This is a genomic window from Cryobacterium algoritolerans (genome assembly GCF_004402785.1).
Lineage (GTDB): Bacteria > Actinomycetota > Actinomycetes > Actinomycetales > Microbacteriaceae > Cryobacterium > Cryobacterium algoritolerans.
This window is the reverse complement of record NZ_SOFP01000027.1, coordinates 44,820-55,581: the sequence shown is the minus strand read 5'-3', so window position 1 is coordinate 55,581 and position 10,762 is coordinate 44,820. Positions and strand designations below refer to the sequence as shown.

The 10,762-nt window shown below is 68.9% G+C and carries 8 protein-coding genes; 1 reads left to right on the top strand and 7 read right to left on the bottom strand.

The features are described 5' to 3' along the window. From E3O19_RS05615 to E3O19_RS05590, 6 genes are all read right to left on the bottom strand, one after another. The coding region (locus E3O19_RS05615) for a hypothetical protein (protein WP_198413865.1) at positions 1 to 1,199 on the bottom strand (1,199 nt) is incomplete at its 3' end. 173 nt (positions 1,200 to 1,372) lie between these two features. Beyond that, positions 1,373 to 2,176, bottom strand: coding sequence for a nuclease-related domain-containing protein (locus tag E3O19_RS05610; protein ID WP_166804481.1), 804 nt, complete (start codon positions 2,174 to 2,176; stop codon positions 1,373 to 1,375). Between the two features lie 75 nt (positions 2,177 to 2,251). Next, on the bottom strand, positions 2,252 to 3,631 hold the full coding sequence (locus tag E3O19_RS05605) for an MFS transporter (RefSeq protein ID WP_198413864.1): 1,380 nt from the start codon (positions 3,629 to 3,631) through the stop codon (positions 2,252 to 2,254). 55 nt (positions 3,632 to 3,686) lie between these two features. Next, positions 3,687 to 4,916, bottom strand: a complete 1,230-nt coding sequence (locus tag E3O19_RS05600) for an acyl-CoA dehydrogenase family protein (RefSeq protein ID WP_134565993.1) — start codon at positions 4,914 to 4,916, stop codon at positions 3,687 to 3,689. Beyond that, complete coding sequence (locus tag E3O19_RS05595) at positions 4,913 to 6,505, bottom strand: aldehyde dehydrogenase family protein (RefSeq protein ID WP_198413863.1); 1,593 nt, start codon at positions 6,503 to 6,505, stop codon at positions 4,913 to 4,915. Before E3O19_RS05595 ends, E3O19_RS05600 begins: the two co-directional genes overlap by 4 nt. Then, positions 6,502 to 7,875: an aminotransferase class III-fold pyridoxal phosphate-dependent enzyme gene (locus E3O19_RS05590; protein WP_174776900.1), complete on the bottom strand. Its 1,374-nt coding sequence runs from the start codon at positions 7,873 to 7,875 to the stop codon at positions 6,502 to 6,504. Before E3O19_RS05590 ends, E3O19_RS05595 begins: the two co-directional genes overlap by 4 nt. Positions 7,876 to 7,991: 116 nt before the next feature. Between E3O19_RS05590 and E3O19_RS05585 the strand changes: the two genes are divergently transcribed. After that, positions 7,992 to 9,569 (top strand): PucR family transcriptional regulator, encoded by a 1,578-nt coding sequence (locus E3O19_RS05585; protein WP_166804480.1) that lies wholly within the window; start codon positions 7,992 to 7,994, stop codon positions 9,567 to 9,569. Here E3O19_RS05585 and E3O19_RS05580 read toward each other — a convergent pair. Then, positions 9,566 to 10,750, bottom strand: a complete 1,185-nt coding sequence (locus tag E3O19_RS05580) for a CaiB/BaiF CoA transferase family protein (RefSeq protein ID WP_241981219.1) — start codon at positions 10,748 to 10,750, stop codon at positions 9,566 to 9,568. The genes E3O19_RS05585 and E3O19_RS05580 overlap by 4 nt on opposite strands. Positions 10,751 to 10,762: the final 12 nt, after the last annotated feature.

Genomic DNA, 10,762 nt, shown 5'->3' with positions numbered 1-10,762 from the left:
GGGGCCGGGGTCGGCGCGACCCGGAACGGGATCGCCGCAGCGGTCGGGTGGCGCGCCGCGTGGCTGCGGCCCGGGCCGGGAGACGGGCGCGGCGGACGGAACGATTCGTCAAGGTGGGCCATCGCGGCCAGGGCAACCAGCTCGGCCTGGGAGGTCTCGGCCAGCACGGATGCGGCGTGCGCCCGCGCGTATTCGACCGGGCTCTGCGCCGAGGCAGGCTCGAGCACGGGCTCGTCGGCGTGCTCGTCTTCCTCCACGATCGGCAACAGCGGACGGTTCTCGCGCAGCCACGGCGGTCCATTGCGCACCGCGGCGAGCGGCGGCAGCACAGGCTCGTCGTCGTCGACGTCGCTCAGGCACAGGTGCACGGCTCCGCTGGGCAGGTGGATGACCCGCGCGGCCACCACGTCGCCCTCAGAGAGGAGGGCGTCGACCTTGTCCAGCGGGTTCGGGGAAATGTCGGCGCGGGTGATCGTGATGGAGAGATGCGGATGCAGGGCGAGCACGGCGCGTTGCGCGCTGACCTTCTGCACGAGGGCGAGGGTGATGCCGCCGTTCGGGAAACGCGTGGCGATCGCCGCGTTGGTCGGCGGCTTGACCTCCACGTTGAGCCGGTGGGTTGGCACGTCGAGCGCACCCTGCACCCGCTGGCCGGGCACCAGGGTCCAGTCCAACGGCACGGGTGGGTAGGTCAACTCCTGCCACACGGTGGCCATCCCGCCGTCGTCGAGTTCGACAAGGGCGCGGGAGCCGCGGAGCAGGAAACCCTTCACGGTGCCGGTGACCGTGATGACGGATGCCGGGGCGAGCGCGAAGAGGCCGGCCTGGTGGGCGTGGGCGAGGGCATCCGTAACCAGCTGGTCGGTGGCGTGCTGCGGGTCGCCGTGCGTGAAACGGAGGCGGGAACGGGAGAGGTCGGCAAAGGCGCCCGGGCCGATCGGGTAGGAGCGCCCCGCGCTGCCGTAGACCTGGAATTGTGGCGGCAACAGGTCGCCGAGCTGGCGGGTGAGTTCACCGGTCTGGATCAGGAAGACCTGGGCCACGTCGCCGATCTGGGTCGACAGCTGGTCGATCCCGATTTCGGGCGCAGCCGTGCCGAACGGTGACGAAACGACGACCCACGGCCGATCCCGGGCGGAATCGTGCAGTCCGATCGCTAACTTTTGTACGGCGGTACTTGACTCAACACGGGTGTACACCACTGTCTCCCCTCCCGGCGTTCGTGACGAACCGTATATCGAGGGTACGCCCGACGGCTGGGAGAACTGCCCCAGCCGTTAATATTCACGCTGTATACGGTGCATTCTGCTCTCCTTCGAGCCGTCCGGATACGGGATCCGACATCGCGCGGCGTGGGCGCTCCGGGGAACGGTCAGCCGCCGAGCAGGCTGCCGATCAGCCCGGCGGAGACGCCGATCACGCCGGCGAACACGGTGCCGCTCAGGGCGAGCTCGAGCGGGCATAGCACCCGGCGTTGGAGGTGGGCTGCGCGCACCTCCGCCTCCAGGGCGGTGAAGCGTTGCATCAGCCCAGCTCCGCTGTCGACGGGCAGGTCGCCCCACATGTCCGGGTTATCGAGAACCTCGATGATGCCGAGCCGCGCGGCCGGGCCGAGGGTGACGGGTAGATCGGTCAGCCACTCGACCAGATTGCGGGCGTCGACGACTTTCACATCGTCCGGCAGACTCCGGTAGTGCAGCGAGCGCGGGTTGACGAAGACGACCGCCGGGTGAACTGGGTGGGTCAACGGTCGGCGGTCCTGAAGCAGGAGCGTAAGGCGCTCGGCCTCGAACCTGGCGTGTCGAATGTAGGGAACCGAGCGTTCGCCGACGAGCACCGTGCGCCGCTCCACCGAGACGCGCTGTCCCCGGTGTTGCTTGGTGTTGATAGTGACGACCCCGCCGGGACCGACGAGCACGTGGTCGATGTCCCAGCCGTGACCGCCGATCGGGAGGGCGTGGAACACAGCCCACTCCGGCGGAAGCGTCGCCAGCCGCGCGCCGACCTCGATCTCGCCCTCTGCGCCGTCATACCAGCCCACGCTGGCGGGGGCCAACGGCGTGCGGCCGAGGAAGCGGTCCAGCCTGCCGCGCGGCGGCTTGGTTCCCTGCTCACGGAGAAGCTTCTCGATAATGAACTGTGCGGCGAATCGCTGCCGCATTCTGGTGCTGCTCAAGGCCATCACGGTATTCCCCCAGTGGCCAATATTACAGAGCAATCCCACAATCGCGGATAGGCCCGGGCGTGGCGGCTACCGGGGGCGAGCCGTCGCGAGCTGTTCGGGGGTGATAACCGTGATCGAAGAGGTGTCCTCCAGCGAGCGGCCTTTGGTCTCTTCCGCCCACGCGTACGTGACGACGAAGCCGATGACGGTCAGGACCGCCCCCACCAGCATGACACCGCCGACGCCCATGTGGGCAAGGCCGATCGGCATGAGAAACGTGCCAGTGGCCGCGCCGATGCGGCTGATCGCCACGACAATGCCGACGGCCGTGGCACGGATCTCGGTCGGGAACAGCTCATTGGGGTAAATCCACTCCATCAGGCTGGGGCCGCCGGAGACAAACGCGTAGAAGCAGAACGCGAGGATGACGAACCACACCGGCCCGCTGGGCAGCAGCCAGAGCGCAATCAGCGGCACGGACATGAGCGCGAACGGGATGACCGTCATCGGACGCCGGCCGAGCGTCTCGACCGGCCGCAACGCGGCGATGTTCCCGAGAACGAAGAGGAGGCTGATCACGGCGGTCCCGATGATGTCCAGGCTACCTCCCTCCAGACCGAAGGACATCAGAATCATCGGTCCGAAGATGTAGATCGCATACTGCGGTGTGATCTGGGCGAAATACAGCACGCCGCACATGATCACGCGCTTGCGGTACTTCCTGCCCAGCACCAGGCGGAGAGCCCGGAAGGTCGGCAGGGTCCTGTCCTCGGTGCTGGCCGCGCGGAGGGACATGTCCCGGTGTCCGTAGACCTGTTCAATGACGTCCTCGGCTTCCTTGATCCGACCCTTCTGGATCAGCCAGCGCGGAGACTCAGGGATACCCCGGCGGATGATCACGACGATGACCCCGAGGATGCCGCCGCTCAGGAGCATCCATCGCCACAGCTCGTAGCCGCCCGATGCCTCGACCATGATCCAGCCGACGAGGAATGCGGTCATGGCGCCCAGGCCCCAGGCAAGGGCTGAGAGACCGATCATGAAGCCGCGCTGCTTCACGGGCGTGAATTCGGTGAGCAGTGACGTTGCGATCGGATAGTCCGCCCCGATCGCGAGACCGATGATGAAGCGCAGCAGGATGAGCTGCCACGGTCCTTGCACGAAGGCCGTGAGGAAGCAGGCCCCGACCAGCACCATCAGGTCGACGGCGTACATCTTCTCCCGACCGATGCGGTCGGTGAGCGTACCGAAGATGATCGCACCGAAGAACATCCCGATCAGGGAGGCAGCTCCGATCAGGCCGACCTGCACTGGGCTGACGGGAAAGTCAGCGGCGAACCCGACCAGGGCTACCCCGATGAGACTGAGGATGTACCCGTCAAGAAACGGACCCCCACAACACGCGATGAGGAGCTTTCGGTGAAACTTCGAGGTGGGGGCCTCGTCCATGACAGCAAGCGAACTCATGTGATCTCCTTTGATGATGAGTTGGGTGTTCAGTGCAGGTACCGGTGGCCCAGAGTCAGCGGAACGCGGGAAGCCCGGTGATGTGGTTGCCGATGATCAGGGTGTGCACCTCGTCCGTGCCCTCATAGGTGCGCACGCTCTCGAGGTTGTTGGCGTGGCGCAGCGGAGAGTAGTCCAGGGTGATGCCGTTGCCGCCGAGCACGGTGCGTGCCTCCCGGCAGATCTTGATCGCCTCGCGGGTGTTGCCCAGTTTGCCGATGGAGATCTGGTGTGGCTTCAGCATTCCGGCGTCCTTGAGCCGGCCCAGGTGCAGGGCGAGCAGCGTGCCCTTGTTGATCTCCAATGCCATGTCGACGAGCTTCTGCTGGGTCAGCTGGTAGCCGGACAGGGGTTTGTCGAATTGCATCCGCTCGCCGGCATAGGCCAGGGCGGTGACATAGCTGTCTCGCGCCGCGCCCATGACACCCCAGACGATGCCGTAGCGCGCCTCGTTCAGGCAGGCGAACGGGCCGCTCAGCCCCCTGGCGTTCGGCAGCATCGCCGAGGCGGGCAGGCGCACGTTGTCCAGGTCGATCTCGCACTGGATGGAGGCCCGCATGGAGAGTTTCGGTCCGATCACCGTGGCCGTAAAACCGGCCGTGTCGGTGGGCACGACGAAACCGCGCACCCCGTCGTCGGTCATTGCCCAGATCACGGCCACCTGGGCGACAGCGGCCAGCCCGATCCACCGCTTCGTCCCGGAGATCAGCCAGTCGTCGCCGTCGCGGCGCGCGAACGTGGTCATGCTGCTGGGGTCGGAGCCCGAGTTCGGCTCGGTCAGCCCAAAGCATCCGATCGCCTCACCGGCCGCCATGCTCGGTAGCCACTCGCTCTTCTGCTCCTCCGAGCCATGCTTGTGGATGGCGCTCATGGCGAGGGATCCCTGCACACTCACGAAGGTGCGGAGACCGGAGTCCCCTGCCTCGAGCTCCAGGGCGGCCAGGCCGTACTCGACGCTGCTGCGGCCCGGGCAGCCATACCCCTTTAGGTGCATTCCGAGCAGGCCGAGCTTCGCCAGTTCGGGCACGATCTCCAAGGGGAAGACCCCGTTCTCGTACCAACCGGCGATGTTCGGCCTGATGGTCGTGTCGACGAAGGCGCGCACCGAAGCGCGCAGCGCCACCTCGTCGGCGCTGAGCAGCGACTCGATGTCGATCAGGTCTGAGGTGTCGATCAGGGGCGAGGCGACGATGCCGGCGGGAGTGTGCGTCACGGCCGGGTCGATGCGGGTTGAGAGGTCAGTCATGGTTTCGCTTTCGTCAGGTTGAGCCGGAAGTCAGGGGTGGGCAGGGTCAGCCGGCCGTCGATGCGCCGGGGAATTCGCCAGGGGTTGTCGGGGTGGAGGGCCGCCGGCAGGTGCGCGGGTTCGGCATTCTGTACCGCGACCGCTCGCACGAAGCGGCCCAGCGCGCCCGCGCCGACGCTCGTCGCGTCGGACCGGGACGTGGCCGGCCACGGTCCGCCGTGCTGCATGGACCAGCTGGTGGCCACCCCGGTCGGCCACGCGTTCACCGCCACCCGGCCGACCTGCCCGAGCAGCCGGCGCACAATCTCCGCCGACTCCGGGTCAGCAGGACCCCCGGTGAAAACGGATGCGACCAGGCTCGGCTGCAACCTGGTCAGGGCGTCAAGCGCCTGCCCGGCATTCTCGTACTCGCAGACCAGCGCGACCGGGCCGAAGCATTCCGCCAGCAGGCGCGAGCCGGGATGGAGGTCCTCCAACCGCACCAGGAAGACCTGCGGGTCGACCGCATAGTCATCGGCCGGCTCCGTCGCCGTTCCCGTGGCGGTCGCCGTGGCAGTGGCGGCCTCAGCGCTGGCATCGGCGGCCTCGGCGAGCCCTGCCAGGCCGGCCCGGTAGCCGCGCGCGATCCCGGCCGTCAGCAGCGGTGCCCGGGGGGCCTGCGGGAGCTGGGCCAGCACGGCGTCGAAGATCCCGGCGCCCGCAGGGGCGAAAAGCAGCCCGGGCTTGGTGCAGAACTGCCCGGCGCCGAGGGTGAATGAGCCGACGAAGCCTGCCGCGATCTCTGCGCTGTCCACCGCGGCAGCCGTCGTGACGAAGACCGGGTTCACCGTGCCCATTTCGGCGAACACCGGCACGCCGCGCGCGGCGGCACGTTCCACGAGCGCCATTCCGCCGCCCTGGCTGCCGGTGAAGGCGATCGCGGCGACTTCGGCGGCGTCGACGAGTTGCAGCCCCGCGTCGAAACCAACGACGAGGGCGTAGCTTTCGTCGGGCGCACCGGCGGCGGCGAGCGCGTCGGCGACCAGCTCCGCCAGCCGTACGCTGAGTCGCGGGTGGGCCGGGTGCGCCTTGACGATGACGGGGCAGCCGGCGCCGAGCGCCGAAGCCACGTCGTGGCCGATCACACCGAACCCGAACGGGAAGTTACTCGCCCCGAACACCGCGACCGGACCGATCGGGGTGTTCCATCTGGCCAGGGTGGAGTTGCCGCCGATGCCCTCTGTACTCGCGTCCAGGTAGCTGCCCTCGGCCGTGACCGCGCCGTAGAAGATCGTGCTGGTGGCGCATTTGGCGAGTTCGGCGCGCAGCCGGTCGGCACCGAGTCCGGTCTCCTCTCCGGCGAGCTGCACGAGTTCGTCGGCGTGGGTCCTGAGGGACTCCGCGATCATGGTGAGCCAGCCCTGCCGGGTCGCCGGGCTGGTCCCGGCAATGCGGGAAGCCACGTCCCGCGCCCGCCGCAGGATCTCACCGACACGCTCCGGCGTCGTGTGAGCAACGCCTCCGCGCCGCCCGCCAGTGTGCGGGTCGTAACTCGGGTCATATCCGAGGTTGACGCCTGCAGCGAAGGCCGTCACCCCAGGTGCGTTCACGCGCGCACCGCCCCGGTGCCGACAGGCCAGTCGGCGTAGACGGACAGGGCGGCTTCCCGCAGCACGGCAAGTCCGTCTTCGAGCAGGTCCTGGCCGATGACGAGCGGGGGAAGCAGACGGATGACGTTCCCGTACGTTCCGCAGACCAGCACGAGCACCCCTTGCTCGTGGCAGCGCGCGGCGACCGCGGCGGCGAGCTCGGGGCGCGGCCGGAGGGTTCCGCAATCGGCGAATTCGATCGCGAGCATGGCGCCACGACCACGGAAGTCGACGATTGGGGAGTCTGCGGCCACGAGCGGCTCCAGGACCCGGCGGGCGGTGCTCTCGATGCGCCGCGCTCCGGCGAGCAGATCACCGTTTTCGAATGCCTCGAAGACGCCGAGCGCGGCCGCGCAGGCCAGCGGGTTACCGGCATAGGTGCCGCCGAGTCCCCCGGTGTGCACGGCGTTCATCAGCAGGGCGCGGCCGGTCACGGCGGTGAGCGGCAGCCCCCCACCGAGTGCCTTCCCCGTGATGAGGAGGTCCCCGGCGACGCCCTCGTGTTCGCTGGCGAACATCGTGCCGGTGCGGCCCATGCCGGCCTGCACCTCGTCGAGCACGAAGACGATCCCGTGACGGGCCGCGATGTCGCGCAGCCCGGCCAGGAAGCCGGCGGCGGGAACGATGAAGCCGCCCTCTCCCTGGATTGGCTCGATCACCAGTGCGGCGAAGGTGTCCGGGCCCTGCTCGGCCAGGACCACCTCAACCCCCGCGAGCGCCTCGGCAGTGGCGTTCTCCGCTCCGCTCGGCCAGCGCAGCGGGGCCGCCATCGGCGCACGGACGATCTCGGTGGGGAAGGGCCCGAAACTGACCTTGTATGGCTTCTCCTTGGCAGTCATGGCCATGGTCAGCAGGGAGCGGCCATGATACGCGTCGTCGAAGACGAGGACCTTCGACCGGCCGGTCGCAGCCCGTGCAATCTTGATGGCGTTCTCCACGGCCTCCGACCCGGTGGAAAACAGTGCGGTGCGCTTCTCGAAGTCGCCGGGGGTGTGTGCGTTCAGCCAGGCGCAGACCGCAGTGAACGAGTCGTACTCGGTGACCATGAAACAGGTGTGGCTGAAACGGGCCAGTTGCTCCGTGACGCGGGCCTGCACGAGCGGGTTGGCGGCTCCGACGCTGGTGACCGCAATGCCCGAGGCGAAGTCGATGATGCGGTTGCCGTCGACGTCCTGCAGGATGCCGCCGCCGGCCCGGTCGATGAAAACCGGCAGCGCAATGCCGAACCCGCTGGAGACCTGCTGCACCCGTTCGGCATGCAGCGCCGCGGACCGCGGGCCCGGGATGGCGGTGCGGACGTGTCGAGATTGGGGAACGATCGCTGTATCCATCGCATAAATGTAGGCGAGAGCACGCCGCATGACATCGTATGAATCGTCCAAGACGATGCTGCAGTTTGGCTAGAATATCCAAGATATTGTCCGATTCAGAGTCGAAAAGGATCCCCATGGTGACGATCAGCCTGGCGCAGCTTCAGGAACGACTCGGACGCGACCTTCAGCCGCACGGCGAGCGACCGGCCCGCCGTGACCTCACCGGGGTCCACATCTCCGAGCTGGACGACCCGACGCCGTATCTGGGAGGCGGGGAACTCCTGCTGACCACCGGGATCCCCGTGGCCGGAACCGACGAGCATGTGCGCCGGTACGTCGGGCGGCTCGTCGACCACGGGGTGGCAGCCCTGGGCCTCGGCCTCGGCGCGGGTACCGACCACGTTCCGCCGCACCTCGCCGACGCGTGCCGGGAGGCAGGGCTGGCGCTGCTGATCGTTCCGGACGGGACCCCCTTCCTGCAGGTGTCGCGGTCCTACTGGGACCTCGTGAGCCGCACCGAACAGGCCGACTTCGCCGCGAACCTGGGACTGCAGACCTCACTCGCGCGCGCCGCCACACGGCCGGCAGCCGCGGCATCCGTGGTGAAGGCCCTGGCCGAGGCGCTGGGCGGCTGGGCCGCATACCTGCCGGCCGACGGCTCACCGGAGTCCCTCTGGCCGCCGACCGAGAGCCGGGTTCTGCCGAAGCTGCGAGAAGAGACGGCGAGGCTGAACCTGGCCGGCACGCACGCCGCGGCGACCTTCCCGCTGCTGGGAACGGATGTGGTCGAGTACTCCATCGTGGCCGGCCGGCGAACCGCCGGGTTCCTGGCGGTCGGGGCCGGGCGCTCGCTTCGCCCGTCCGACCGCCAGCTCATGCTGACCGGGTGCATGCTGCTCTCGATCACGGCGCAACAGGATTGGGAACTTCGCCGCGCCAACGCGATTCTGGGCGGAACCACCGCGACCATGCTCCTGCACGGTTACATCGATGCCGCGCGCCTCGCCGCGGCGGAACTGGGCCTGCCCCCGTTCACGGAACGGGTTCGGGTTCTGGCCGTCACCGGCGACCAGGTGGACCTGCTCTCGACCGAGGAGCTTGCCGACGTCATAGCCGCCATGGCGACTCGCGAGGACGCCGCGGAGCTGCGGCGGAGCATCCGACGCTCGAGCCTGCGGTGCACCTTCGACGGGCTCAGCTACCTGGTCTTGGCCGAGCAGAACGACGAGTCGAATGCGGAGCCGGACGGCTCGACTGGACAGGGATGGAGCGGGCGGGGTTCGGCCGCGGTTCCGGGGCCCGGACTACCGCCGACTGCCCGCCCTGCCCGGTTCGCGGCCGCGGTGAGCGGCCCGGTGCCGCTCGGTCAGGTCTCCGGCAGCGTGCTGGAGGTGGGAAGGGCGTGCCGGCGCGCTTCGCCCGGGCAACTGGTGCCGGTGGAGAACATGCTCGATCCGCGGGCCGAGGCCTGGGTCGACGCACTCAAGGGGTACCCCAGGGCGGATCTGTTGGAAACCGTGCGGTGCTACCTGCGCCATCGCGGCCAGTGGGAGACCACCGCCAGGGACCTGCAGCTGCACCGAAATTCCCTGAGACACCGGATTGAGATTGCCTCCCGGCTGATCGACGAGGACCTCGATGATCCGGATGTGGCCGCGAACCTGTGGCTGGCCATGCGCGGCGTGACCGCACAGCCGGTGCAGCCCGTCTAAGCTCCGGGGCCGGCGAGCCAGGCGCGGATCGCGTCGCTGTGCTCGCCGAGGGCCGGCGGCGCGCTGGTTCGTGGCGCCAACGGCGGCGTCCAGTTGACGGGATGTCGGATCTGGCGGCCCACGGTGGCGCCCGAGGCATTCTGCACCTCGATCGTGGGCTCCAGCCCCAGCGACTGGGCGAGCTCGATGCCCTCGGCGATGCTGGCCACCTGCCCGGCCGGCACGCCGACTGCGGTGAGCCGGTTCTGCCAGGACAGCGCCGGAGCCCCCGCGAGGCGCGTTTCCAGAAGGCCCACGAGCTCCTCCCGGTGATGCACGCGTGCCGAGTTGGTCGAGAAGCGCGGGTCGGTGGCCAGGCCCTCGTCGCCGAGCACCCCAACGAGCCTGGCGAATTGGCCGTCGTTGCCGCAGGCCACGGCCAGTGGGCCGTCCGCACAGGCGAGCAACTGGTACGGAACGATCGACGGATGCCGGTTGCCCATCCGGCCGGGCACGACGCCCGCGCCGAGGTACGCCTGGGCCTGGTTGGCCAGCGCGCCCTGCAGGCTCGACAGCAGGTTCATCTCCAGCCGCGCTCCGAGGCCGGTGGCCGCGCGGGCGGTCAGGGCGGCCAGGACTCCGATGGTCGCGTCCTTCGCCGTAAGCACGTCGACCAGGGCGACGCCGACCTTCATCGGACCGCTCTCATCCCCCGTCACGCTCATCAGCCCACCCAACGCCTGCACCATGAAGTCGTAGCCGAGCAGATCCGCCCCTCCGGCGCTTCCGAACCCGGTGATCGAGGCGTAGACGAGGCCGGGATTTTCCGCCCGGAGGCTGTCATAGCCGAGTCCGAGACGGTCCATCCCACCGGGTTTGAAGTTCTCGACCAGCACGTCGGCCTTGAGTGCGAGCGCCCGGGCGACGGCGAGGTCGGCGTCGTCGGCGAGGTCCAGGCAGAGGGATTCCTTGTTGCGGTTGACGCTCTCGAAATAGGTGGCCCCCGTGGCGGAAAAGGGCGGGCCCCAGCCGCGGGTGTCGTCGCCGCTGCCCGGTCGCTCCACCTTGATCACCCGGGCTCCCAGGTCGGCCAGCGTCACGGTGGCGAGCGGACCGGCCAGCACCCTGGAGAAGTCCGCGACCAGGATCCCGTCCAGTGGCCTCGAGGTCGCGGCCCGGCTGTGATCGACCTGGTTGTGCACTCGTGCTCCATT

What these genes read in the sequence shown, in the direction of transcription:
- E3O19_RS05600 (WP_134565993.1), bottom strand. Translation starts at nt 4,916, where the DNA reads ATGACTGACCTCTCAACCCGCATCGACCCGGCCGTGACGCACACTCCC.
- E3O19_RS05605 (WP_198413864.1), bottom strand. Translation starts at nt 3,631, where the DNA reads ATGAGTTCGCTTGCTGTCATGGACGAGGCCCCCACCTCGAAGTTTCAC.
- E3O19_RS05590 (WP_174776900.1), bottom strand. Translation starts at nt 7,875, where the DNA reads ATGGATACAGCGATCGTTCCCCAATCTCGACACGTCCGCACCGCCATC.
- E3O19_RS05585 (WP_166804480.1), top strand. Translation starts at nt 7,992, where the DNA reads ATGGTGACGATCAGCCTGGCGCAGCTTCAGGAACGACTCGGACGCGAC.